Below are 25,379 nucleotides of genomic sequence, written 5' to 3'. Positions count from 1 at the left end.
GGTTATTGATTTCTGAAATAAATTGTAAGCTTGTCGTTTCCGATTATTGTTTCGTGTTCAATTTTTCCAATCAAGAGTGGCGCCTCAATCCCTTCTCCAAAAACCGTATCCGATCTAAAAACCCTTGCTTCGTCCCAAAGGTTCTGGTCAATGAAACTTTGAAGCAGCTTGGCCCCTCCCTCGACAATGATGCTCTGGATTCTTCTACCGTAGAGATCTTTCAAGACGGCTCCCAGTTCAAATCTTTCACCCAAAGCCACGAATTCCAAGTTTTCCCGCTTTTCGGAATAGTCTCCGGTGTAGCAAATCGTGGCTTGGCTTTGGTCGAACAGATTCAGTTTTTCGTCCAGGGCACGGTGTTTATCCAATACGATCCTAGTCGGATTTCGGCCGGCCCAATCGCGGACATTGAGCTGCGGGTCGTCGTATCGGGCGGTATTGGTAGCAACCATGATGCCGTCCTCCTCCGCACGCCAGCGGTGCACCAACTGACGGCTGAGCGAATTACTGATCCATTTGGAATCAAAATTTTCCCTTGCGATAAAGCCGTCTGCAGTTTGGGCCCATTTGAGGATGATGTAGGGTCGTTTCTTTTCCATGAAACAGAAAAACCTGCGGTTTTGGAAACGGACCTCTTGTTCCAAAATACCTGAAACGACTTCTATCCCTGCTGCCCGGAGAATCTGGATTCCTTTTCCGGCGACGAGTGGATTTGTATCCAATGCCCCGATTATGACTTTTTTGACTTTCTTCTCTACCAAAAGATTGGCGCATGGGGGTGTTTTTCCCCAATGGGCACATGGCTCCAAGGTGACATAAACCGTAGATTCCGAAAGCAAATCCTGATTTTTGACCGCCGCGACTGCATTGGGTTCGGCATGTGGACCTCCATATTTCTCATGATAGCCTTCGCCGATGACGGTGTCACCGTGTACGATCACACAGCCGACCATGGGATTGGGGCTGACGCTACCGAGTCCTTGCTGGGCCAATTCAATGGCCCTGCGCATGTACATTTCGTCGAGAGACATTCCGATCATGGCCGGGCTCGCAAAGTGATGGGTTCGAGTCGGGTGCTTGTTCTGGCTTTCACCTCCACGCCATTCCGGATCTCTGGCAAATACTTGGAGTTGAAAGGAACGATTGAAAGCGTATGCAATCCCAACAAGCCCCGGACGGTGAATTTCCCTGAGGATTTCTCCACACCACTGACCGCCACCGTATCGGTGGCTTTTATTGCATAAATGACAGCCCCTTCACCGCTTGGGCGGATACTGCCAGTGATTTGGCCGGTGGTGGAAGAATCAAATGCGCGTAACTGAGGGTCAAAAACAAAGACCGAATCCGGATTTTGCAGCAGGCTAATGGATTTGAAAACCTCCAGGTCCATAAAAATGTCGTGGGAAAACGCGGCCTCAAGGGGAATGCGCACCGCTATCTCTGGATTTTGATCCCCTTCTGATGCAAATACCAAAGGGTACTCCTTGCCTTTGATGACGACATAGTTTGTCTCTCCCAGCTGAAGTCTTAGCTTCGTGATATTTCCGACTTGCAATTCTCCGCGTCCGACCAGAAAAGTATTGTCGGCCAAAAGCGCCATCAGATTGACCTTCTTGTTGGGAAGGATATTGGGGAAAAAAACCGGATCTGAGTTGTCCTGTCCCCGCGTCCCGGGTCCTTCTACCTCCACGCCGAGCACTTCTACCCATACTTCGTCAAAATCCGCCGGTGCATCCACCAAGAAAATATTGGCCAGCGCCGTCGTACGCTCTGAATCCGCCGTGCAGGCTATCAAGAGCAAAAAGGCCGGAATTAACAAATAGGAGTACTTCATGACGGGGTAAAATTACTATTTTTGGCCATGATGCAATGGGAAAAGTTATTGGCAGCAGACCGGCTAAAAGCCGGAAAATCCGCGGCCATCTCGGGGGAATCCTCCCGAACGGAGTTTGAAATTGATTATGACAGGATCATTTTTTCGGCTCCTTTCAGAAACCTACAGGACAAGACCCAAGTATTCCCGCTCCCCGAGCATGATTTCGTCCATACGCGTTTGACCCATAGTTTGGAGGTATCCAGTGTCGGCAGGTCCTTGGGCAAGGCAGTGGGTGACTTTTTGCTCGAGAAATATCCCCATCTCAGCCAACATGGAATCGCCGCCTCGGACATCGGGGCCATTGTTTCCGCAGCGGCTTTGACGCACGACATAGGCAATCCTCCCTTTGGTCATGCCGGCGAAGAGGCGATCTCGGATTTCTTCAAATTCCATCCCCATGGAAAAGTTTGGCAGGAACTGGTCGAAAAGGCCGAATGGCAGGATTTGTGTCAGTTTGAGGGAAATGCGCAGGGATTTCGCATGCTGCTTTCCAAAGTAGCGGGACTGAAGCTCTCAGCGGCTACGTTAGCTGCCTTTACCAAGTATCCCCGCCCAAGTCTGGTGGATCAGCGGGACAAGTCCCGGCGCAGCCAAAAGAAATACGGCTTCTTTGCCAACCAAAAGCAAGAATATGCCGAGCTGGCAGTGGCACTCGGTATACCTGCGGTCGCCGAAGACTGCTACCTTCGGCATCCGCTGGCATTTTTGGTGGAGGCGGCGGACGATATCTGCTATAGCATCATCGATTTGGAGGATGGCTGCACCTTAGGACTTTTGCAACTGGAGGAGGCCGTTTCCCTATTGGCCCCGATCTTGGGAGGCCAGTTCAAACCAGAAAAGTTGAACACCTACCCCAGCCAAAGCCAAAAATTGGGCATTTTGCGTGCGATGTCCATTCGCCAGTTGGTAGTGGAATGCGTGGAGGTTTTCAAGGAAAAAGAAGTAGAAATCCTCTCCGGCACTTTTGACCAAGCGCTGACAGATATCATCCCATCGGCGGCGGCATTGGCAAACATTTCAGCAGTTTCGGTGAAAAAAATCTACCGCTCCAAACCTGTTTTGGAAAAGGAGGCCGCTGGGTTTCAAGTTTTGGAAGGCTTGTTGGAGGTTTTTGCAAGGGCGCTTTACCATCGCTTTTATAGGACGGAACATTTTTCTGGACAGGACAAAAGTATCTTGCGGCTGTTGCCCGAGACCTTCCCCATGGAGGGTTGGGGAGAAGACATCAACCCCTATCCACTTTTGCGGAGCTTGATCGATTTTGTATCCGGCATGACGGATAAGCATGCATTATCCCTTTATCGACGGGTGAAAGGGATTTCGCTGCCTGGGGCCTAGTGCATCGACCATTTTCAAAAAGGCTGAATTCAACCTATGATTACTTCACTCACTGGGAGATTTGCCACAGTGGCTTTGCTCCGAAATCCCTATGCATTGTGCCCCTGAAACACTATTTTAGCGGCCGAAAATAACCATCCCTAAATATGAGCATCAGAATTGAAAAAGATACCATGGGGCCTGTTGAGGTGCCCGCGGACAAATATTGGGGCGCACAGACACAGCGCTCGATCAACAATTTCAAAATTGGTGGTGAAAAGAACCGCATGCCGATCGAGATCGTGAGGGCTTTTGCGATTCTTAAAAAATCCGCCGCCTTGGCAAATGCCGAATTGGGGGTTTTGGAACAGGATAAGGCCAAAATCATTTCCCAAGTCTGCGACGAAATCCTCGCAGGCAAGCATGACGACCAGTTTCCATTGGTCATCTGGCAAACAGGTTCTGGAACCCAATCCAACATGAACGCCAACGAAGTCATTGCCTATCGGGCACATGTGATTCTCGGGGGGTCTTTGGAAGATGCAAAGAAGAAAATCCATCCCAACGACGACGTCAACAAATCCCAATCCTCCAACGATACCTTCCCGACAGCCATGCACATTGCGGCCTACAAGATGGTGGTGGAGACGACCATTCCGGGCGTCGAACTCCTACGCAACACGCTAAAAGCCAAATCGGAAGAATTCATGGGCGTGGTCAAAATCGGCCGTACGCACTTCATGGATGCGACCCCCCTTACCCTGGGGCAGGAGTTTTCGGGCTATGTCGCGCAATTGGACCATGGCCTGAGGGCGCTGCGCAATGCACTTCCACACCTGACCGAGTTGGCATTGGGCGGTACTGCGGTAGGCACTGGGTTGAACACGCCGAAAGGATATTCCGAGTTGGTTGCCAAAAAGATTGCCGAGCTTTCCGGCCATCCATTCATCACGGCACCAAACAAGTTTGAAGCCCTGGCTGCCCATGATGCCATCGTGGAAGCCCACGGCGCCATCAAGCAATTGGCAGTAAGCTTAATGAAAATCGCCAACGATATCAGAATGCTTTCCTCTGGTCCAAGGTCCGGAATCGGTGAAATATTGATCCCCGAAAACGAACCCGGATCATCGATCATGCCGGGCAAAGTGAATCCCACACAAATCGAAGCCATGACTATGGTCGCGGCACAGGTGATGGGCAACGACGTAGCGATCGGCATCGGCGGTTCCAATGGACATTTTGAGCTCAATGTCTTCAAGCCGATGATCATTGCCAACTTCCTGCAGTCGGCGCGCTTGATCGGGGATGCCTGTGTCTCCTTCAATGACAACTGCGCCGTGGGTATCGAGCCCAATCACGCGATGATCAAAAGACATCTGGAAAACTCCCTGATGCTGGTGACTGCACTCAATCCCCATATCGGCTACGAAAATGCGGCTGCCATCGCCAAAAAAGCCCATAAGGAAGGCACAAGCCTTCGCGAAGCAGCTTTGGCCTTGGGACTATTGACCAATGAGCAGTTTGACGCTTGGGTCAGGCCTGAGGATATGATCGGAAGCTTGAAGTAGGTGCGAAGTTAGAAATACGAAGTTATAAGTACGAAGTATGAGTGCTTCGACCGTACTGAACGGATAGGATCGATCAAATGCAAGTGAAAAAAGAGAAAGCCTGGGATTTCCCGGGCTTTTTTTGTTCCCCACAGGCTCGTCAAAAGAGTCCTCAAGGGGCTGCAAAGAGTTTTGGAAATTCAAACTTCGATTGCAGGTTTTTATATAAATATTTACTTATAATATTCATTTTAAATATAAATAAAAACTAATCATTTGAATCCGCCAAATTTGCACCGTTAACCAAAAAAACACCGAGGATATGACAAGGATAACAGTAGCAAAGGGCGACGGAATCGGCCCGGAAATCATGGATGCCACGTTGGAAATCATCTTGGCAGCAGGTGCCAAACTTGAAATCGACGAGATTGAGGTGGGAGAGAAAGTGTACCTCGCCGGCAATACTTCAGGCATCGCAGCAGAATCCTGGGACACGATTCGCCGCAACAAGATTTTTCTCAAGGCACCCATCACAACACCTCAGGGTGGTGGCTACAAGAGTCTGAATGTGACTACGCGTAAGTTTCTGGGACTTTATGCCAACGTGCGCCCTTGCATGAGTCTGCATCCCTTTGTAAGTACCAAGCACCCGGTGATGGACATCGTCATTGTCAGGGAAAATGAGGAGGACCTGTATGCCGGCATCGAGCATCAGCAGACCGACGAAGTGGTCCAATGCCTCAAGCTTATCAGCCGTCCAGGTTGCGAAAAAATCGTACGCTATGCCTTTGAATATGCAAAGCAGCAGAATCGCAAGAAAGTAACCTGCTTCACCAAAGACAACATCATGAAGCAGACAGATGGTCTGTTCCACCAAGTATTTGACGAGATCGCCAAGGAATATCCCGAAATAGAAAACGAACACTGGATCATCGACATCGGGGCAGCCAAAATGGCTGATACGCCGGAGGCCTTCGATGTAATCGTTATGCCCAACCTGTATGGGGATGTTTTGAGTGACGTGGCCGCGCAGATTACTGGCTCGGTAGGATTGGCTGGTTCGGCCAATATCGGCGAAGAATGCTCCATGTTCGAAGCGATCCACGGTTCGGCACCAAGAAGGGCAGGTCAAAATGTGGCCAACCCATCAGGGCTTTTGCAAGGTGCCATCATGATGCTCAACCATATCGGGCAAACTGAGGTCGCCGAGAAAGTCCAAAACGCCTGGTTAAAGACTTTGGAAGATGGTATCCATACTTATGACATTTTCAAAGAAGGAACCAGCAAGCAAAAAGTCGGCACCAAGGAATTTGCACAGGCAGTGATTGCCAACTTGGGCATGAAGCCATCCATCCTTAAGTCTGTCTCCTACGCCAACAATTCGGCCCTGAACCTACCGAAGTACAAGCGTAGGGCTGCTGCCAAAAAAGAACTCGTGGGAGTGGATGTGTTTGTGCACTGGGCAGGACTTGATCCAAACGAGCTGGCCGAAAAGGTGAAAAGCATTGGAACCGGCGGTATCGAATTGACCATGATCACCAACCGCGGCATCAAGGTATGGCCCGACGGGTTCAAGGAGACATTCTGCACCGACCATTGGAGATGCAGGTTTAAGCCAAAAGATGGTGCCAGCATCACCAAGCAAAGCATTGTGGAACTGCTCAAAAACGCGATTGATCAGAATATCGATTCGATCAAAACAGAAAATCTCTACGCCTTTGACGGGAAGGCCGCATACTCCTTGGGTCAGGGGCAATAGTTTCCCTCCTCCAAGTCGGATATAATTTATCTTCTTTCAGCCTATTGAAACCTAAAACCTTGTTGGGGGAAAATTCCAAATCGGAACAATCCTCAGGCAAGGTTTCTTTGTTTCTTCTCTTTTGAACAAAAAAACAGCTTTCGATAAAAAGACCATTTTTAGGGTAGGAATAATGATTAACTAATCGGATATTTATTCAATTTGACTATGGCCTCACTTGTGGCTGTCACAGTAATCAATTTTGGTTGACTTTATGAGGAAACTGTTTCATTCACTTCTGATCGGGTTTGGGATGATTATATTGATTTGGATATGGGCTGATTCCGTGTTTTCAGATATGTGCGGAAATCAAATCGTGTCGGAGACCTATTCCCCCAACAAAAAATACAAAGCGGTGATTTTTGTCAGAGATTGCGGCGCCACTACAGGATATTCCACTCAGGTGGCGATATTCGAGCATGATAGCCAGCTAAGTAATAGCATGTGGGGAAATGTATTGATTGCGAGTGACGACTATTACGGTGAACATTCCAATGACTTTGGCGGTCTTGACGTTAGAGCGATTTGGACAGACAATCAAAACGTCACCTTGATCTTTGACCACAAAGCAGATGTCGACATCAAGGAAACTGAATTAGACGGTATAACCATCAAACATCAAGATGTGCAATAAATCCAGGTACTCAAGTTCTACCCGGCAAGCTCCAAGGTATCTTCTGCTCCTTTTTATCTTTGCCGCCTGTTCACCAAAAAATTCGGGCAAGGCTAAAAATGCTGATTCTGGTTCGGAGGGAGAGAGCTTTCCAGTTTCTTCGATTTTGTTGACTGAATCAGAACTTGGGGAAATGGATTTAAAAAAACTTTCACAATCCAATCTAATTGAAGAAATCAATACTCATTTCCCAGGTTTCCTTATCTCAAAAACAATTGGTCAACAAGACGGTCCAAATTTTGACCTATATCTTGTGACCCAAAAGGAGCAAGAAGTTTTCTCGATTGCGATGAAGCACGATGAAGATTCAGTGGTTGACTATCTGGTAATCGAAAGCAATATGATTGAGGATATGTATGGCGTGTCCGTTGGTTCGAATATCGAGCATGCGATTAAAAATCGCCCGAATCTAGTATTTTATACCGACTTGCATTTCAATGTTTACGCTAGCTCGGAAGGGTCCAGAATACAATATCGACTGAAAGGAGACCTGAAATTGCTCAATGATTCCACCCTTGTAGCTGAGGATTTTTCGGTGGCACAATGGCAGGTTGAGAAAATGGAAATTGAATACTTGATTTGGAGAGAATGAATTTTTAGGAAAGTGAAACCTTTCACCAAACCAAATTCAGGACTAACTTCAATCAAACCGTCATCTTCACTTCGGAAGTACCCATTGTCAACACTTCACCTTCGATAGGAAATCATAGCTCGCTTGGAGTGCCTGCTGGGGATTGGGTGTGTTGTCTTTTTCGAGGAAGAAATGCTTTGCCCCGGCTTTTTTGGCTTCGCAGAGAATCGTCTCAAGATCCAAAACACCCGCTCCCGCATCTGCCAAATAGGGGAACATACCCATCCATTCGCCCATGTTGCTGCCATCTTTGGCAAAAGTCTTCTTCTCCGACATATCCTTCACATGCAGCAGGGGGAACCTTCCGGGATTGTTTTTCAGATAATCCACGGGGTTGATGCCCGCCGCACTGAACCAAAACACGTCCATTTCCATCTTGACCAAATCCGGATCTGTATTGTCCAAGATCAATTGAAACGGAATGGTCCCATCGACAGGTTTGTGCCCATAGCCATGGTTGTGGTAAAAGAAAGTCAAACCATATTTCTTGGCCGACTTACCCACTTCATTGAAGATATCTGCCGTGCGCTTGTAGTCATCGAGGGTCTTGCGCATATCATCCGGTATCATGGCAATGCCGACATATTTGTGCCCAATGACATCCGCAGCCTCGGCCACACCCGCCATATTTTCACGCAGTGTTGGCAGGTCGACATGGATAGCGGGAGAGGAAAGCTTGTATTTTTTCAAAAGTGCTTTCAACTCCTTAGGGCTCTTGCCAAAATATCCAGAACCAGAGAAACCCAGTGCCTTCGCGGCCATTTCCCACTGCTTCTTGGCCGCTTCCCCACTGTAATCGTAAGGGCCAAAAAACTCAAGCTCACTAAAGCCCATATCGCTGATCATTTTCAGCGTGCCTTCAAAATCCTGTGAAAGGGATTTTGGCAGGGTAAAAAGCGCCACGCCCAAGTTCCCTACTTTGGCGGGATTGGCGGCAAAGATCTCAGAGTTTGGAAGTTGGCTGGCCAAAGTGAGGGCAGTAGTGGTTTGGAGGAATCTTCTTCTGTTCATGGTCGGATTTTGGGGTATTGTTAATAACCAAATTTACCCAAATCAATGTCGATCAAGTTTGGTTCTCCAAATATTTTTTCACTTTCAAAGCCCGAAAATACACCACGATCAGAGGGATCATCCAGAAGATTTCGGAAAATGCCACATGGAAGATCGTTCTCTTGTTCCAGCCAAGTTCGGGCAAAAACTGTCCAAGAAACCACGCCAAAATGAGTATTTTCCCAATAATCCCGGCCAAGGTCAGGTATCTCCAACTGATTGGATAAAAAGCACTTAGGAAAATAAAGAACCCCACCAACATCCCAACGCTGCCCATCGTAGTCGGGGAGGCGCTGGCCACAAACCCTTTGTCCATGGAAAACCAGCGCAGGAGGTCCGGACCGAAATACCTGAAAAATGCCGCCCAAGCAAACGTGTACATGCCGATCAACAACAACATGCCCCGCATCGGCATGGGATAGGTGGGAGTATTTTCCTGACTCATGGGATTTGTTTATCTTCCAAAGCATAATCAAAATTCGAGTGCTTTGGTTATCCAAAGGTAAACTTCAATAAGCAGATGATAAAAAAGAACCACTTCCTTTTGCTCCTTTTGGCTGCAGTTTTCACTACCGTGGGTTTTGTCGGCGGGAAAATGCTCGCTGAGATCAATCCCGAAGCCATTTCCCAGGCGGAGATATTGGTCGGTCTCGAATTCACGCCTGTGGAGCGGGACAGCATGTTGCAAAATCTCCGCAACCATCGGGCGAGTTTCGAGACGATGCGCAAGCAGCCCTTGGCAAATTCCATCGCCCCCGCACTGTATTTCAACCCACTTCCCCACGGCTTTGTGCCGAAACAGGAGCAGAAATCCCCCAACTGGGGATTACCAGGTCAGGTGGATTTACCCAAAAGGGATGTCGATATTGCCTTTCTGTCCGTCGCGGAGCTTTCTGTTTTGATCAAGAATAAACAGCTGAGCTCGGAGCGATTGACCAAAATCTATCTCGACAGGATCGAGCGGTATGCGGATACACTTCAATGCCTGATCACACTGATGAAGGAAGATGCGGTGGCGAAAGCCAAAGCAATGGATGCAGAACTTGCCCAAGGAAAATACAGAGGTCCCTTGCATGGGATACCCTATGGCATCAAGGATCTTTTGGCGGTGAAGGGAACAAAAACCACTTGGGGAGCTACTCCCTACAAGGACCAAGTGATCGACGAGACTGCCACCGTCGTGGAAAAGCTGGATGCAGCCGGGGCGGTATTGGTTGGTAAATTTACACTTGGCGCCTTGGCGATGGGCGATGTCTGGTACGGTGGTGTGACCAAAAACCCATGGAATCTGACACAAGGTTCCAGTGGTTCATCTGCTGGCTCCGGTTCCGCCGTGAGTGCCGGTTTGGTGCCATTTGCCATAGGTACCGAGACGCTCGGAAGCATCGTATCGCCCTCGACCCGAAACGGCGTGACCGGTCTGAGGCCGACATTTGGCAGGGTAAGCCGGCATGGGGCGATGGCCCTCAGCTGGTCGATGGACAAGGTTGGACCTATGTCCCGCTCTACTTTGGACAACGGGATTGTACTTTCTGTGATCAATGGTTTTGACAATAAAGACAAAAGCACGATTCCTGCCGCTTTCAATTTTGATGCGGACAAACCGCTCAAGAGCCTCAAGATTGGCTATTTCGCCGCTTTTTTTGAAGGCATTCGCCCCAATATCGACAAAGACAAAAAGGTATTGGATGACCTGCGGGAAATGGGACTTCAGCTTGAGCCCGTTGAATTGAAGACTTCCGTCGACCCAAGCAGCATGTTGATCTCACTTTATGTCGAAGGCGCAGCGGCTTTCGATGATCTCACCCGCTTAAACTTGGACGACCAATTGGTGGCACAGCACCGGGGCGCTTGGCCCAATCTTTTCCGTTCATCGCGGTTTATCCCCGCGGTCGAGTACATCCAAGCCAATAGATTCCGCAGTATCTTGATCGAAGAGATGCATGCCCTTTTCCAACAATACGACGTGATCGTCACGCCGACCTATGGCGGTAACCAATTGCAGATCACCAATTTGACGGGTCATCCCGCGCTGTGTATGCCCAACGGATTTGCCGATAACGGAAGCCCTACTTCGATTACGTTCCTGGCTAATCTGTTTGACGAGGAAAAGCTGATTATGCTCGGTCGCGCCTATCAGGAAAAGACCGATTGGCAGCGGAAGCGGCCTCCTTTGTTTAGCAATTGATTTAATGTATCTTTAGGTGGTTGACTCTTTGAGTAGGTGGGCTTAAAGAAAACAAACCAATTGTTTTATGAAAAAAGAAGAAATTTACGAGCTTTTTGATCGATTTGAGCAAGCTAGGTATGTTTTGGAGGGACTTGAATGCTGGAGCGGTCGCGAACTCCAGTCCATTCTTGGTTACGCAAAATGGGAGAATTTTGAAAAGGTGATCTCAAAAGCAAAAGAATCATGCAAAAATGCAGGGGAAGACGTGGGAAATCATTTTCCTGATGTCAGGAAAACGATCCAAATGCCAAAGGGCGCAGAAAAGCAAATTGATGACACGCTTTTAACACGATATGCCTGTTATTTAATCGCGCAAAACGGAGATTCGAGAAAAGAGGAGATTTCATTTGCACAAAATTATTTCGCAGTTCAGACAAGACGTGCCGAATTGGTTGAAAAACGCCTATTAGAATATGAAAGACTAAAGGCGAGGGAGAAATTGAGCCAAACTGAAAAACAATTGTCTGGAATTCTCTATGAGCGAGGTGTCGACAACCAAGGTTTTGCGATAATTAGGTCAAAAGGAGACCAAGCACTTTTTAGACTATCCACTTTTCAATTGAAAAGGAAAATGGATATTCCGGAAAATAGACCTTTGGCAGACTTCCTTCCCACAATTTCGATTAAGGCCAAAGACTTGGCAGCAGAAATGACGGGGTTGAATGTACAAAGCAAAGACCTAAAAGGCCAGACTAAGATTGAACAAGAGCACATTGACAACAACCTTGCGGTCCGAGAAATGCTAGGGAAGCGAGGAATAATTCCAGAAAACCTCCCTCCTGCCGAAGATGTCCGAAAGGTGCAACGAAAGCTCGAAAGTGAGGAAAAAAAGGTTTTGAAAGATGCCAAGTCCAAAGGAGGAAAGGGAAAGTAGCCAAATCGTAATGCGCTGATTTTTTCAATGCTCGATTTGCGGGAGGGCAAGCAGAATTTTGGTATCTATGTCCCAGCCATCAATTAATCAATAAACTGCAGCATGCATTCATTCGACTTAGCGGTCATCGGCCTGGGTGCCCTCGGTTCCGCCGCCCTTTGGCAACTCAGTAAATCTGGGAAAAAAGTACTTGGTATCGACCAGTTTTCACCGCCACACACCATGGGCTCTTCCCATGGAGAGACACGAATCACGCGTTTGGCAGTCGGCGAAGGCGCTGATTTTGTACCCTTGGTCATGCGCTCCCATGAAATCTGGCAGGAAATCAAAGCTATGACCGGCATACAAATCATGCATCAGGTCGGGGGTTTGTTGATGGATTCGGGCGGAAGTGCCTGGTCAAAACACGGTTCTGATGGGTTTTTCAACCGCACCGTCAAGTTTGCCGGACAGATGGGTATTGCCCACGAAGTTTGGGATCAAAATAAACTGGTCAGCCATTTCCCGGAGTTTAACCTAGAACCTAGCGGCATAGCTTACTTCGAACCAAGTGCAGGTTATTTGATCCCGGAACTCGCCGTGAAAACCCAAATCCAGCTGGCAGAGAAAAACAATGCCATCGTGAAGACACACACCAAAGTACTTGGGATCGCTCCATCCAATGGCGGCGTCAGCATCCACACCAATCAGGGGGAGTTTTGGGCTGAGCGGGTTGTTTTAAGCACAGGAGCTTGGGTAAAGGATTTTCTCCCCCCAAGCCATAAAACACATTTCAAGATTTGTAGGCAGATTCTCCATTGGCTTCCGATCGAAAATGGCAAGTTCGCCAACGGAAAGATGCCCGTGTTCATGTGGGGCTTCGGCAAGGGGGCAGAGGACTTTATCTACGGATTTCCCTCTTTGGATGGTAGGACGGTCAAGGTGGCCTCGGAGTCTTTCAGGGAAAGTAAGCATCCGGATACCTTGTCAAGGGACGTATCTGTCGAGGAACAGCAGCATTTTATTCGGGAAAAGATTGCCGGAAGGCTAAATTTTGTAACTCCCGAAGTCAAGGAGTCGAAGGTCTGCATTTACACCATGACGGAGGATTCCTATTTCGTGGTGGATGCGTTGCCGGATTTTCCCGAAGTAATCGTGGCCTCACCCTGCAGTGGGCATGGTTTCAAGCACTCTGCGGGATTAGGAGAAGCGATTGCACAACAAATGACCCGTGGAGAGTCGAGTATTGACCTCACCCCGTTCAAATGGAAAGGTGAGGAAAAAGTTAACTGACCTTGGCCAAGTTGTTTTTGGCCTATTTTGAACTTCCCCTTTTCTGACAATTATCAGCCTTTTCAAGGATTTATATCATCATACCACGAACGAGACCTTTCCCCAAAAATGGTAACTTTGATTTCGGGAAATAGAGATGAATCCCGAAAAGCGAGAAATTTTGGCATATTTTTAAAAATTAAACCCATTCAATCATGATTACCGAGGCAAAATTAGAATTGAAAACTTGGGTGGCCCAAATGGAGGCCCATTTTACACCCGAGAAAGTTCATTGGTGCGATGGCTCCAAAGAAGAATACGACGCGCTTTGCCAACAATTGGTAGATAAAGGCACATTTATCAAACTGAATCCTGAAAAGAGACCCAATAGTTACGCCTGTTTTTCCGATCCAAGCGACGTCGCCAGGGTGGAGGATAGAACCTATATCTGCAGCCGAAGGAAGGAAGACGCCGGCCCGACCAACAATTGGATGAATCCTTCCGAAATGAAAAACATCCTCAACGACCTGACCAAAGGAAGCATGCAGGGCAGGACGCTTTTTGTGATTCCGTTTTGTATGGGTCCTGTTGGTTCGCCACTTGCCCGCTACGGTGTCCAAATCACTGACAGCGAATATGTAGTGATCAACATGAGGATCATGACCCGAATCGGGAAGCAGGTAATGCCTTACCTCGACGAAAACTTCGTAAAGTGTATCCACACGCTCGGCGCACCTTTGAAGCCCGGCCAAAAAGACGTGAAGTGGCCTTGCAACCCTACCGTCAAGTATATCACCCATTTCCCTGAAGAAAAATTGATCATTTCCTACGGCAGTGGCTATGGTGGAAACGCACTCTTGGGCAAGAAGTGTTTTGCGCTTCGTATCGCAAGTTCCTTGGGCAGGGAAGAAGGTTGGCTCGCGGAACACATGCTCATTATGGGTGTAGAAAGTCCCGAGAAGGAGAAAAGTTACATTGCAGCGGCATTCCCGAGCGCATGTGGCAAGACCAACTTTGCCATGCTGATCCCGCCAAAAGAACTCGACGGATGGAAAATCACGACTGTGGGTGATGACATTGCTTGGATACACAAAGGCAGGGACGGTAGGCTTCACGCCATCAACCCCGAGGCGGGATACTTTGGTGTCGCTCCCGGCACCAATTACAAGACCAATCCCAACGCTATGGAGAGCATTAAGTCCAACACCATCTTCACGAACGTGGCGATTACTGCCGACGGAGATGTTTGGTGGGAAGGCATGACCAAGGAGGTGCCTGAAGGCTTGACGGATTGGCATGGACAGCCTTATGACAAAAACAGCGGAAAACCCGCGGCACATCCGAATTCCCGGTTTACCGCACCCGCCTACCAAAACCCGGTTATCGATCCCGAATGGGAAAATCCAGAAGGAGTACCGATCACGGCTTTTGTGTTTGGAGGCAGAAGGAGCAACACTGTTCCGCTTGTCTATCAAGCGTTCAATTGGAGCTTTGGCGTATACATGGCGGCCACGATGGGTTCTGAAATGACGGCCGCGGCATTTGGCGAAATCGGTAAAGTACGACGGGATCCCTTCGCCATGCTACCGTTCCTGGGCTATCACTTGGGTGATTATTTCAACCATTGGCTACAATTTGGAAGAGATTTGAAGAATGCTCCAAGGATTTTTGGTGTCAACTGGTTTAGAAAAGACAAGGATGGAAACTTCGTATGGCCGGGATTTGGCGATAACATGCGTGTCCTGAAGTGGATTTTGGGTAGATGTAAGGGAAGAATTTCCGCTGTGGAGTGCCCTATCGGCTGGAGGCCAAGGTACAAAGACATGGATTGGCATGGCTTGGACGGTTTCACAAAGGATGATTTCGAAGAAATCATGCTGATCGAACGGGAGCCTTGGAAAAAAGAACTTCTTGGCCATAGTGAGCTCTTCGAACAAGCATACGACAAGATCCCAAAAGAATTCCTATTCATGCGCGAGTTGCTGTTGTCCGCCCTGTGGAGATCTCCCGAGAAAATCCAGCTTGCTCCCGAACGAACTGAAGACCATTAGCGCGATAGTTTTGCTGCGAGAGATGCCAAGAAATATCGCTTATATTTGAGTATATGAATAAGACCATTCCCTTTTTGCTGCTACTGCTGGGCTTTTTCCCAGCAGTGAGTGGCCTTTGCCAAACCTCCAAAACCCGCCTTCAGCCAGGAAGGCTGTATGCTTCTGGAGAGGAGATCTATGCCCCGACTTTTGGCTTTACCTCCAAAGTACCTGATGGATGGGTGGGGGCATTGCCGAGAGAGACGGAGGTATTCCTGCTGAACGCAAACAGTGGCTTTTTTGGAGAGATGTATGTGTTTGGCAGGGAGCAGACAGATCTCAATCGGCTGGCGGAAGATTGGAAAAAAGGAGTGAAAGTCACGGAAACCCTGACGCTGATGGCGGTAAATCCAAGGGTTGAAGGCAGTCTCCTCTTCGGAGACGTGCAGGCCACCGGCAATTTTGTCAACAAGAACTACCGGGGATTTGCCGCCACTCGTTGTGGGGACAAAGGCTATTGTATTACGGTTCTGGCAGTTTCGCTGGAGGAAAATACCAGTCTGGTCAAAAGTGCTGCCTTCGAATTCTTGAATTCGGGCACCTTTGATTCACCTCGAATCATTGATCCATTTGAAGATTTTGACTGGAAAGCGTTTTTGTCCAACAAGCTGATGGTCTCCTACGACCAAATTTTGGGTGGTCAAAAACAATCTGAAGTCAACCTTTGCGGCGACGGAAGCTTCAACGCAAGTGTTCGAAAAAAAGGACTGTTGAAGGACACCAATCCTGAGTATAAGGGAAGAATGTCAGGAACCTGGCGGGTGGAAGGAGCGGGTAGCCAAGCCGTTTTGACCTTGGAATTTTCCAAGAAAAATCTTAGTCCTTTAACGGTCAACCTTATTTTTGTAGAGGAACAGTTGATGGTTGGTAACGAGCGCTATTACGCCAGCGAATCGCAGGAATGTAGATAAAATGTCCTCCACCTTTAAATTCTTTCATGGTAAATCCGCTACGCCCACTACGGTTTGGTTACCTTTTCACTTTGTAGAAGGTTAACGGGCCGGCGCAAAGGACATTTGGACCGCATGGACCAAAATCCATTTCCAACTGGGATTTTCTTTCCCTAAGCGTCACCGTGACATCTCTTTCCCTGTTCCACTCGAATGCCACCAATTCCTCGCCTGAGACATACCACCGCCCTGTGCCTTCCGGGAGACCGAGCCAATCCGTCTCATTGAGCGTTAGCTTGTTTCCGCTGAGCTCAAAAGTTCCACTTACAATCGAATTAAAGCCTGATTCGATCGCGGAATTCGGTTGACGGGCGATCGATTTTTGCTCGAAAGTCCCATCCTCATGGAAGGTGTAGGCCATGACAAAATCCAAACCTGTCTCTTCGTGTACCGATCCTCTTTCCCAAGTTCCCAAAAGGTGAATAAATTCAACATCATCATCGTCACTGATGCAGGAAAGGGACAGAAAAATCAATATTGGGTAAGCAAGTAACCGAAATATTTTCATAGCCAAACTGATTGAGTATATCTTGAAGACGAAGTAAAAAGCGGTTTTGTCCCAGATTAATCTCAAGAATTAAATCCAATCAAAAAGAGCAGGCCAAGGACCTGCTCTTTTGCTTTTGGTGACCCAAGAAGGGCCATCTCAAACTAAACTTATTATCACGCTTACTCTTTATTTTGGGTTATTGTGTTAACGTCAATCTTTGAGTATTTCCTCTTCCACTTCATAGTATCCTTCATCTTTTCGAGGAAGGGCAGAGGACCCCATGAGGTATTCGTCCACCTTGACAGCTGCTTCCCGACCTTCCGAAATCGCCCATACCACCAATGACTGGCCACGACGCATGTCACCGGCGAGGAATACTTTCTTGTTGGTACTTTGGTACTCTTTGGATTTTGGAAGCGTGTTTTCCATCGTTTGAACACCAAAGGCTTCCAACAATCCATTTTGCGCTGGCCCTGCGTACCCTATCGCAATGAATGCCAGATCGCAAGGCAATGTCCTCGTAGTACCCGGAACTTCCTCAAACTGCATTCTGCCGCCTTTTTCTTTCCATACGATATCCACCAGTACGAGCCCGGTCACTTCCCCTTTTTCATTTCCAACAAATTCCTTTGTCAAAATGGAGAAAAACCGCTCGGCACCTTCTTCGTGGGAACTGGAAGTTTTCAGGGTCATTGGCCACTCCGGCCAAGGATTCAGCTCTGTGCGCTGCTTGGGAGGTTTTGGTAGAAGTTCGAGTTGGGTAATGCTCGCCGCGCCGTGCCTATTGGAGGTTCCGATGCAGTCGCTGCCCGTGTCACCACCACCGATGACGATGACGTGTTTTCCGGTTGCGGAGATTGGGTTTTTGGCTATTTCACCGCCGATGACCTGGTTTTGTTTACCCAAAAACTCCATCGCAAAATGCACTCCTTTCAAATTGGCACCTTTGATTTTCAATTCTCGGGGCTGTTGGGCGCCAGTAGAAAGTACGACTGCGTCAAAGTTCCTCAGGATGTTTTCAGCCTTGATATTGAAACCAACTTCAGTTCCGGTACTGAAAATTACACCTTCTTGCTCCATCACGGACACACGTCGATCGATGACCCATTTTTCCAATTTGAAATCAGGGATTCCATATCGGAGTAATCCGCCGACTTTTTTGTCCTTTTCGAAAAGGGTCACCTCGTGCCCCGCCTGGTTCAATTGATCCGCCGCGGCCAAGCCCGCCGGGCCCGAACCGATGACGGCCACTTTGAAACCGGTCCTTTTCACAGGAATCCTGGGCTTCACGAACCCGAGCTCATAGGCTTTTTCGGCAATGTTCTTCTCGATCAACTCGATTGCAACTGGATCTTTGTTGATACCGAGGACGCAGGACCCCTCGCAAGGAGCTGGACAAATCCTTCCGGTAAACTCCGGGAAATTATTGGTACTGCGCAAAATATGAAAAGCTTCTTCCCATTCATTGCGGTACACGGCATCGTTGAATTCCGGAATGATATTGCCCAAAGGACAGCCTTGGTGGCAAAACGGGATCCCGCAATCCATGCACCGTGCCGCTTGATGGTTGAGCTTTTCGGCATCAAATGGCTTGTAGATTTCCTTATAATCGTGGATACGTTCCTCCGGAGTCCTAGACTCCGGTAGTTCTCTTTTGAATTGGATAAAACCCTCTTTCGCTCCCATCTTATACCAATGTTGTAGATTTCTGCAATGCCCTTTTTCTCAATACTTCCTTGTAATCCCTCGGGATGACCTTGATGAATTTCTCCCTGTATTCATTCCAATTCTGAAGAAACTCATCGGCCAGTTGGCTTCTTGTCAGGGAAACATGCTTGTTGAGCTGTTCTTTGATCGTCACAAAATCATCCTCATTGAGCGGATCCAAATCGACCATTTCCTGATTGATCAAGTGGATGTAATCCTTCAAGATGTAGGCGATTCCACCACTCATTCCGGCTCCGAAGTTTCTGCCGATTTCACCGAGATTGATCACCAATCCACCCGTCATATATTCGCAGCCGTGGTCTCCAATACCTTCGATGACGGCCTGTACGCCGGAGTTTCGGACGCAGAAACGTTCCCCACCTTTGCCGTTGATATAAGCCTCGCCGGAAGTAGCTCCGTAAAAGGCCACGTTGCCGATGATGATGTTTTCCGAGGCATTGAAAGTTGCATTTCGGCTTGGGTAAATAATCAATTTACCGCCGGAAAGCCCTTTCCCAAAATAGTCATTGGATTCGCCTTCCAGTTCGAAAGTCACTCCCTTGGTCAGGAAACCACCAAATGTCTGTCCCGCCGAACCCACAAAGGTGTAGTGAATCGTATCGTCGGGCAATCCAGGGCTTCCGTAGATTTTGGAGATTTCATTGGACAGCATGGCCCCGACTGTTCGGTCCGTGTTGGCGATTTTGAAATGGCCACGCACTTCATTTGCCTGCTCCAATGCGGGGATTGCTTGCTGGATCAACTGCCTGTCCAGAACGTTTTTCAACTCAAATTCCTGGTCAATCTGCTTGTGGATACCCACATGGTCAGGAACTTCGACCTTATGGAAAATCGGGCTAAGATCCAGCTTGTCCCATTTCCAATGGTTCAGATGGCCCGTGGATTTCAGTACATCGCTTTGGCCGACCATTTCATTGATGGTCCTAAACCCAAGTGAAGCCATGATTTCCCGTAGGTCCTGCGCCAGGAATCGGAAGAAGTTAACGACATGGTCCGGGTCTCCGGTGAATAGTTTCCTCAACTCAGGATTCTGTGTCGCTATTCCAACCGGGCAGGTATTCAGATGGCATTTCCGCATCATAATGCAGCCCTCGACCACAAGGGCTCCGGTAGAAATGCCCCATTCCTCGGCTCCGAGAAGCGTGGCTATAGCGATATCTCTCCCGGTTCTCAACTGACCGTCGGTTTGTAGCGTTACCCGGCTTCTGAGATTATTCTTCACCAAAGTCTGATGGGCTTCCGAAAGGCCCAGCTCCCATGGTAAACCCGCGTGCCGAATCGAGCTCAGCGGAGAAGCCCCGGTACCTCCATCGGCACCCGAGATCAAGATCACATCGGCCATGGCTTTGGCCACGCCGGCTGCGACTGTCCCAACCCCCGCCTGTGCGACCAATTTGACATTGATGCGGGCTTTTCGGTTGGCATTTTTAAGGTCAAATATCAATTGGGCCAAGTCCTCAATCGAGTAAATATCATGGTGCGGCGGTGGGGAAATCAATCCCACGCCGGGAGTAGAATGCCTTACACGTCCGATCCAGTCGTCCACTTTATGTCCGGGAAGCTGACCGCCCTCTCCAGGCTTCGCTCCCTGTGCCATTTTGATTTGGAGCTCCTCGGCGTGTGTCAGGTAGTTACTCGTGACGCCAAATCTGCCGGAAGCTACTTGCTTGATAGCAGATCTTTCCCAGTCTCCGTTTTCTTTCCGCGCGAATCTGATTTCGTCTTCACCGCCCTCCCCACTGTTGCTTTTGGCACCGATACGGTTCATGGCTATCGCCAAGGTCGAATGCGCCTCGTGTGAAATGGAGCCAAAGGACATCGCGCCTGTCGCGAAGCGCTTGAGGATAGATTCGACCGGTTCGACCTCCTCAATTGGAATCGAAATCCTTTTCTTGAATTCAAAAAGTCCCCTGAGGGTCAACGCATCTTTGGTTTGCTCGTTGATTTTCTGGGCAAACTTCTTGTAAAGCCCGTAATCATTGAGCTTGGTGGATTTCTGCAGCAAGTGGATGGTCTCCGGATTAAAGAGGTGCATTTCGCCCCGTCTTTTCCATTGGTACACACCACCCGATTCCAAGATCGGACTCTCCGTTTGGTAAGCCGCGTGGTGTCTCACCAAGACTTCCTCGGCGAGCTCATCAAAACCTATTCCCGAAATCCTGCTGATCGTGCCTTTGAAACACCTGTCGATGACCTCAGGACCCAATCCAAGCGCTTCGAATATCTGGGCGCCTTGATAAGACTGAAGCGTACTGATGCCCATTTTGGACAGCACTTTCAATAGGCCGTTCCCGATTGCTTTTTGGTAATTGTAGAAAAGCTGGCTTTGGGGCAAGTCCTTTGCATAGGCTCCCTTTTCATTGAGATAAAGCAAGGATTCCAACGCCAAGTAAGGATTGATCGCCGAAGCACCGTAGCCGATGACGGTCGCAAAATGGTGTGTCTCTCGTATGTCGCCAGCCTCTACAACAAGCCCTGCCCTGGTACGAAGTTTCTTTTTCACCAAATGGTGATGAACAGCGCCTATGGCCAAGAGGCTTGGAATCGGAGCTTTTGATTCTGTACTGTTGCGATCAGAGATGATAATGATGTTTTTGCCAGCGTAGATCGCTCCCTCCGCTTCCCGACACAATTGGTTCAATGCCTCCAAAAGCCTTCCGGGCTGATGATCTGCATCGAAATGTGCATAAAGCGTCACGGTACGATAGCCCTGGTCTTCCAAATGTTTGATCTTCTCCAAATCCTCGTTGAGCAACACAGGCTGGGAAATATGGATTTGACGTGTATGGCGTGGGCTTTCTGCGAGGATATTGTGGCTTTCCCCGATTCTTGTAAATAGCGACATCACCAATCTTTCCCGGATTGGGTCGATCGGCGGGTTGCTTACTTGTGCAAAAAGCTGCTTGAAGTAATTAGATATGTGTTGGCTTTGCTTCGACAATACTGCCAACGGCGTATCCGCACCCATGGACCCGACGGCCTCATAACCTGTTTCCCCCATCGGTGTCAAAATCACTTTTAGATCCTCGGAAGTGTAGCCAAAAACCGTCTGTCTCCTTTTGATGTCCTCCGTGGAATATGGGTGCTCCAATTTTTCAGGATCTGGCATCATCCTGAGCTTGAGCCTTTCTTCGCGTACCCAATCTTCATAGGGTTTATTATCACATACAGAGGATTTGATTTCCTCATCGAAGGAAATCTTCCCCTTTTGAAGGTCTGCCCAAAGCATCCTTCCTGGGCTGATGCGGCCTTTTTCTTTGATAGTGGACTCCCGAATCGGCAAAGCACCAGCCTCAGAGGATAGTATCAGCCTGTCGTCGTTGGTGATAAAATACCGAAGCGGCCTGAGCCCATTTCGATCCAATGTAGCTCCAAGGGACTTCCCGTCCGTAAAAAGCAAGGCAGCCGGTCCATCCCAAGGCTCCATGAGCGAAGCGTGGAATTTGTAAAATGCCTTTCGGTCCTTGTCCATCATCTGATTGTCCTGCCAAGCCTCGGGCACCATCATCATCATCACGTGTGGCAAAGAACGACCACTCAAGGTCAGCAATTCGACCATTGCGTCCAAATTGGCGGAATCCGAATTGGCCTTGTTGGTAATCGGCATTAGCTTAGCAAGTTCATCATCCGAGAAATTCGCGGAGCGCATAAGCGTCTCTTTGGATTTCATTTTGTTGAGGTTCCCGCGGATCGTATTGATCTCCCCGTTGTGGGATAGGTATCGAAATGGCTGTGCAAGCCGCCAGTTTGGGAAAGTATTGGTCGAAAACCTCGAATGCACGATCGCCAAACCAGAGGTTATATTTTTGTTCGACAGGTCCTTGAAGAAAGGTAAAACCTGGTCAGTCCTCAGTTGACCCTTATAAATGAGTGTAAAAGCAGAAAAGCTGGCGAAATAAAACTCCGAGTTTACGCCAGCAACTGTGTTATTGATACACTTGGAAGCGTAGTTTCTGAGCACATAAAGTTTGCGCTCAAGTTCAATATCCCGTAGGCCTGCTTTGTGACGGACAAACACCATCTCGATATTCGGCATCACCACCAAAGCCCCTGATCCCGGGACAGTCTCATCCACAGGTACGTTCCTGTAGCCTATCAACTCAAAATTCAGTTCTTCTATAATCTTATTGAGCAGCTCTTTGGAGCGTTTATACAACTGCCTGTTTTTTGGAAAAAATGTCATTCCGACACCATATTGTCCTTCTTCGGGTAGATTAAACCCAGCCCTTGAAGTGACGTCCCTCAAAAAAGTATGTGGGATTTGAATCAGTATCCCCGCACCGTCACCGGTTTTGGGATCGCTACCTCTTCCTCCCCTGTGCTCCATATTGCTCAGCATGTACAATGCATCGGAAATCGTCTCATGGCTTTTTTGGCCTTTGACATTTACTACCGCACCTATGCCGCAGGAATCACGCTCAAATTCCTCCCGATATAGTCCTTGATTCATTACAAATAGATTTAATAGGTTTTTGAGAATAAGTTGCGAATATTACAAAAAATTTTGTTTTTTTTAAAATTGCAATAATGTAATAGGTATAAAAATGCACAGTTTGCACATAAAATCGCTGTTGTTTGAATTTTCAAAAAATTAACATTTGCCATTTTTTGATACCACTTTTTCAAAAAAAGACAAAATGTTGCCTAATAAAGGTTCAAAAATTCCTTCTTTTTACTTAAACCGAGAAGAATTTCCGAAATCAGGGTTTCTCAAAAAATTTTCGAATTTTTTTTCTGTGATTTTATGTGGCGGATTCGTCCATTACATTTATATTCAATGTCATTTCGATCAAAATATGGAATATTATTCTGAATAATGTCAATTATCAGAATAAAATAAATAGAAAAATCAGAAATTTGCCGCCGCAGTTAGATATCATTCCGCTAACTGAGCCCATTCACCAAACATTTGGAAAAAACCCAGTCAAGCCCAAGAATCTTATTCACCTTTCGCCTATACACCCTAATCCATGTGATTGGAATCATGGTTCTTTTCACCATCCAAAAGTCTTACTTTGACCTTCTTGATCTTTTTGGTATCCACTGCCAAAATGGTGAACTCAAAGTTTTCAAAAACCAACTTTGCCCCGTTTTTCGGAAGCGCGGAATTGAGTTCCAGCAGCAGTCCACCGAGTGATTCGCTTTCTCCCTTTACTTCTTCAAATATCTGCGGGTCAATCTCCAGCTTTTTGCAAAAATCATTCAGAGAAATCCGGCCTTCAAACACGAATGTGTTCGGGTCAATTTCCTTAAAGAAAAAGTCATCCACGTCATCAAATTCATCATTGATCTCCCCGATGATTTCCTCAATGAGATCCTCCAATGTCACAAGACCCGAGGTACCGCCATATTCATCCACGACGATGGCCATGTGGATTCTCTTGCGCTGAAAATCCTTCAAAAGCGTATCTACCTTTTTGTTTTCCGGCACAAACAAGGTCTTCCTTATAAGGCTTTGCCATTCAAAGTGCTCATCCTCATCGACATGTGGAAGAAGGTCTTTGATATAAAGGATTCCTTCGACATTATCGATCGTTTCCCGGAAAACCGGAATCCTGGAATACCCGCTCTTGTTGATCTTGTCCATGAGCTCGTGGAAATCGGTCCCGTATTCCACGGCTGTAATCTCCAGCCTTGACTTCATTACCTGCCTGACGGCCAGGGTGCCAAAATTCACAATTCCTTTCAGGATTTCTTTTTCTTCCTCTGATGTGTCGTCGGAGGTTATTTCAAGTGCTTGGTTGAGTTCATCAACCGAAAGTGAGTAACCTTTCTTTTGGATTCTTTTTTCTATTACATTGCTGATACCCATCAGGAAAAATGAAAGCGGCCTTACAAGCACGGAAAAGAAGTAGATAATTGGCGCCATCATCAAAGAAAACGGGACCTTGGCCTTTGTGGCATACACCTTGGGCACGATTTCCCCGAAAAAAACAATCGCAAAAGTCACTCCAATGGTTTGGATGAGGACGATGACTATACCCGTAGCACCCGAGCCAAAAACCGTCCAAGTCACGAAAGTCGTCAGCGTCACAATAGCGATGTTGACGAGGTTATTGAGTATAAGGACCGTGCTGAGGAGAGATTTCGGATGATCAACGAGCTGAATTACTTTTCGAGCGCGTGGATTACGCTCTTCATCCATTGCTGCAATATCATCGGAATTGAGTGAAAAAAAGGCAACTTCTGAGCCGGATATGAGACCGGAAGCAATCAGTAGCAATATGAAAATGATTGCGTTGATAACAAAATAACTGGCAGAAATGGAGTTCATTTCCGCCAGCAGTATAAGACTCGGGTATGGATCGTCCATTAAAGCGTGAAGATGATATGCGCAAAAATAGCGAAATCAAACTCAATTCTTCAACAAATTGATTTAGAAGGGCAAATCATCATCGTCCATGGATGCTTCTGCCACCTGTGGCATCTCTCCTCCGGATGGTTTTTGAGCATAGCCGCCTGTCGAAGAGCCAGTACCGCCGGTCCCCTCCGGCTTGCCCCCGAGCATGGTGAAATTCTGAACCCTGATCCTGACTTTCTTCCGATTGTTTCCCTGTTCGTCTTGCCATGTGTCGGATTTGATTTTTCCCTCCACATACAATTGCATACCCTTTTTTAGGTATTGTTCGGCGATTCTCGCCTGACCGTCCCACACTTCCAAATCATGCCACTCGGTGCTTTCAATACGGTTGCCATTCCGGTCTTTGTACGCCTCGGTTGTCGCCAAACGAAGATTTGCAACCACCTTATCTCCTTCGAGATGTTTCACCTCTGGGTCTGCACCAAGGTGTCCGACCAATATTACTTTATTGACTCCAGCCATAATGTTTGATTGTTTAAATGATTGACTAAAAAACCTCGGATAAGTTAATAG

At 47.8% G+C, this 25,379-nt stretch carries 19 protein-coding genes; 10 read left to right on the top strand and 9 right to left on the bottom strand.

The genetic code is table 11. The annotated features are described in order from the left end of the window. Window positions 1-2 precede the first annotated feature (2 nt). Together ribD and C943_RS18655 are read right to left on the bottom strand one after the other, a co-directional pair. Window positions 3-1,031, bottom strand: coding sequence for a bifunctional diaminohydroxyphosphoribosylaminopyrimidine deaminase/5-amino-6-(5-phosphoribosylamino)uracil reductase RibD (ribD, locus tag C943_RS18660; protein WP_040481435.1), 1,029 nt, complete (start codon window positions 1,029-1,031; stop codon window positions 3-5). Window positions 1,032-1,036: 5 nt separating this feature from the next. Beyond that, the gene (locus tag C943_RS18655) at window positions 1,037-1,834 is read right to left on the bottom strand and encodes a DUF4382 domain-containing protein (protein ID WP_008631007.1); all 798 of its coding nucleotides are present in this window, start codon (window positions 1,832-1,834) and stop codon (window positions 1,037-1,039) included. Between the two features lie 27 nt (window positions 1,835-1,861). On the opposite strand from C943_RS18655, the gene dgt reads away from it, so the two are divergent. The 5 genes from dgt (at window position 1,862) to C943_RS18630 (ending at window position 7,803) form a co-directional block, all read left to right on the top strand. After that, entirely contained in the window at window positions 1,862-3,214 is a 1,353-nt protein-coding gene (gene dgt, locus C943_RS18650; protein WP_081610509.1) for a dGTP triphosphohydrolase, read from the top strand. Window positions 3,215-3,360: 146 nt separating this feature from the next. Then, window positions 3,361-4,761 (top strand): class II fumarate hydratase, encoded by a 1,401-nt coding sequence (gene fumC / locus C943_RS18645; protein ID WP_040481336.1) that lies wholly within the window; start codon window positions 3,361-3,363, stop codon window positions 4,759-4,761. Window positions 4,762-5,062: 301 nt separating this feature from the next. Then, the gene (locus C943_RS18640; protein ID WP_008630998.1) at window positions 5,063-6,499 is read left to right on the top strand and encodes an NADP-dependent isocitrate dehydrogenase; all 1,437 of its coding nucleotides are present in this window, start codon (window positions 5,063-5,065) and stop codon (window positions 6,497-6,499) included. A gap of 253 nt (window positions 6,500-6,752) precedes the next feature. Next, window positions 6,753-7,172, top strand: coding sequence for a DUF5412 family protein (locus C943_RS21590; protein WP_008630995.1), 420 nt, complete (start codon window positions 6,753-6,755; stop codon window positions 7,170-7,172). Then, window positions 7,162-7,803, top strand: coding sequence for a hypothetical protein (locus C943_RS18630; RefSeq protein ID WP_040481334.1), 642 nt, complete (start codon window positions 7,162-7,164; stop codon window positions 7,801-7,803). Before C943_RS21590 ends, C943_RS18630 begins: the two co-directional genes overlap by 11 nt. A gap of 87 nt (window positions 7,804-7,890) precedes the next feature. Here the strand turns inward: C943_RS18630 and C943_RS18625 are convergent, their stop codons facing one another. Next, a complete protein-coding gene (locus C943_RS18625; protein WP_008630988.1) occupies window positions 7,891-8,853 on the bottom strand; it encodes a sugar phosphate isomerase/epimerase family protein in 963 nt (320 codons plus the stop codon). 52 nt (window positions 8,854-8,905) lie between these two features. Continuing rightward, a complete protein-coding gene (locus C943_RS22130; protein ID WP_040481332.1) occupies window positions 8,906-9,337 on the bottom strand; it encodes a hypothetical protein in 432 nt (143 codons plus the stop codon). 75 nt (window positions 9,338-9,412) lie between these two features. Between C943_RS22130 and C943_RS18615 the strand changes: the two genes are divergently transcribed. The 5 genes from C943_RS18615 (at window position 9,413) to C943_RS18595 (ending at window position 16,248) form a co-directional block, all read left to right on the top strand. Further along, window positions 9,413-11,080 carry an amidase gene (locus C943_RS18615; RefSeq protein WP_008630985.1) on the top strand — a complete coding sequence of 556 codons (1,668 nt, stop codon included), beginning with the start codon at window positions 9,413-9,415 and terminating at the stop codon, window positions 11,078-11,080. Window positions 11,081-11,147: 67 nt separating this feature from the next. Then, window positions 11,148-11,996: a DNA damage-inducible protein D gene (gene dinD, locus C943_RS18610; protein WP_008630984.1), complete on the top strand. Its 849-nt coding sequence runs from the start codon at window positions 11,148-11,150 to the stop codon at window positions 11,994-11,996. Between the two features lie 102 nt (window positions 11,997-12,098). After that, window positions 12,099-13,268, top strand: coding sequence for an N-methyl-L-tryptophan oxidase (solA, locus tag C943_RS18605; RefSeq protein WP_008630983.1), 1,170 nt, complete (start codon window positions 12,099-12,101; stop codon window positions 13,266-13,268). Window positions 13,269-13,462: 194 nt separating this feature from the next. Continuing rightward, complete coding sequence (locus C943_RS18600; protein WP_040481331.1) at window positions 13,463-15,298, top strand: phosphoenolpyruvate carboxykinase (GTP); 1,836 nt, start codon at window positions 13,463-13,465, stop codon at window positions 15,296-15,298. A 53-nt stretch (window positions 15,299-15,351) separates the two neighbouring features. Next, window positions 15,352-16,248 (top strand): hypothetical protein, encoded by an 897-nt coding sequence (locus C943_RS18595; protein WP_008630981.1) that lies wholly within the window; start codon window positions 15,352-15,354, stop codon window positions 16,246-16,248. Between the two features lie 58 nt (window positions 16,249-16,306). Here C943_RS18595 and C943_RS18590 read toward each other — a convergent pair whose 3' ends face one another. From C943_RS18590 to C943_RS18565, 5 genes are all read right to left on the bottom strand, one after another. Further along, window positions 16,307-16,795 carry a hypothetical protein gene (locus C943_RS18590; protein ID WP_040481330.1) on the bottom strand — a complete coding sequence of 163 codons (489 nt, stop codon included), beginning with the start codon at window positions 16,793-16,795 and terminating at the stop codon, window positions 16,307-16,309. Window positions 16,796-16,987: 192 nt separating this feature from the next. Then, window positions 16,988-18,463: a glutamate synthase subunit beta gene (locus C943_RS18585; RefSeq protein ID WP_008630976.1), complete on the bottom strand. Its 1,476-nt coding sequence runs from the start codon at window positions 18,461-18,463 to the stop codon at window positions 16,988-16,990. Window position 18,464: 1 nt separating this feature from the next. Then, window positions 18,465-22,955, bottom strand: coding sequence for a glutamate synthase large subunit (gene gltB, locus C943_RS18580; RefSeq protein ID WP_008630974.1), 4,491 nt, complete (start codon window positions 22,953-22,955; stop codon window positions 18,465-18,467). A gap of 513 nt (window positions 22,956-23,468) precedes the next feature. After that, complete coding sequence (gene gldE, locus C943_RS18570) at window positions 23,469-24,818, bottom strand: gliding motility-associated protein GldE (RefSeq protein WP_008630972.1); 1,350 nt, start codon at window positions 24,816-24,818, stop codon at window positions 23,469-23,471. A 63-nt stretch (window positions 24,819-24,881) separates the two neighbouring features. Continuing rightward, entirely contained in the window at window positions 24,882-25,328 is a 447-nt protein-coding gene (locus tag C943_RS18565) for a single-stranded DNA-binding protein (protein ID WP_008630969.1), read from the bottom strand. Window positions 25,329-25,379: the final 51 nt, after the last annotated feature.

Origin of the sequence: Mariniradius saccharolyticus AK6 (genome assembly GCF_000330725.2) — a bacterium.
Taxonomy (GTDB): Bacteria; Bacteroidota; Bacteroidia; order Cytophagales; family Cyclobacteriaceae; genus Mariniradius; species Mariniradius saccharolyticus.
Note: the sequence above shows the minus strand (reverse complement) of the source record. Positions and strands in the feature narration are given on the sequence as shown.

Coding starts and splice junctions, on each gene's coding strand:
- ribD (WP_040481435.1), bottom strand. CDS start 1,031: ATGTCTCTCGACGAAATGTACATGCGCAGGGCCATTGAATTGGCCCAG.
- C943_RS18565 (WP_008630969.1), bottom strand. CDS start 25,328: ATGGCTGGAGTCAATAAAGTAATATTGGTCGGACACCTTGGTGCAGAC.
- C943_RS21590 (WP_008630995.1), top strand. CDS start 6,753: ATGAGGAAACTGTTTCATTCACTTCTGATCGGGTTTGGGATGATTATA.
- dgt (WP_081610509.1), top strand. CDS start 1,862: ATGATGCAATGGGAAAAGTTATTGGCAGCAGACCGGCTAAAAGCCGGA.
- C943_RS18625 (WP_008630988.1), bottom strand. CDS start 8,853: ATGAACAGAAGAAGATTCCTCCAAACCACTACTGCCCTCACTTTGGCC.
- dinD (WP_008630984.1), top strand. CDS start 11,148: ATGAAAAAAGAAGAAATTTACGAGCTTTTTGATCGATTTGAGCAAGCT.
- C943_RS18585 (WP_008630976.1), bottom strand. CDS start 18,463: ATGGGAGCGAAAGAGGGTTTTATCCAATTCAAAAGAGAACTACCGGAG.
- C943_RS18600 (WP_040481331.1), top strand. CDS start 13,463: ATGATTACCGAGGCAAAATTAGAATTGAAAACTTGGGTGGCCCAAATG.
- solA (WP_008630983.1), top strand. CDS start 12,099: ATGCATTCATTCGACTTAGCGGTCATCGGCCTGGGTGCCCTCGGTTCC.
- C943_RS18640 (WP_008630998.1), top strand. CDS start 5,063: ATGACAAGGATAACAGTAGCAAAGGGCGACGGAATCGGCCCGGAAATC.
- C943_RS22130 (WP_040481332.1), bottom strand. CDS start 9,337: ATGAGTCAGGAAAATACTCCCACCTATCCCATGCCGATGCGGGGCATG.
- C943_RS18590 (WP_040481330.1), bottom strand. CDS start 16,795: ATGAAAATATTTCGGTTACTTGCTTACCCAATATTGATTTTTCTGTCC.
- C943_RS18630 (WP_040481334.1), top strand. CDS start 7,162: ATGTGCAATAAATCCAGGTACTCAAGTTCTACCCGGCAAGCTCCAAGG.
- gltB (WP_008630974.1), bottom strand. CDS start 22,955: ATGAATCAAGGACTATATCGGGAGGAATTTGAGCGTGATTCCTGCGGC.
- fumC (WP_040481336.1), top strand. CDS start 3,361: ATGAGCATCAGAATTGAAAAAGATACCATGGGGCCTGTTGAGGTGCCC.
- C943_RS18655 (WP_008631007.1), bottom strand. CDS start 1,834: ATGAAGTACTCCTATTTGTTAATTCCGGCCTTTTTGCTCTTGATAGCC.
- C943_RS18615 (WP_008630985.1), top strand. CDS start 9,413: ATGATAAAAAAGAACCACTTCCTTTTGCTCCTTTTGGCTGCAGTTTTC.
- gldE (WP_008630972.1), bottom strand. CDS start 24,818: ATGGACGATCCATACCCGAGTCTTATACTGCTGGCGGAAATGAACTCC.
- C943_RS18595 (WP_008630981.1), top strand. CDS start 15,352: ATGAATAAGACCATTCCCTTTTTGCTGCTACTGCTGGGCTTTTTCCCA.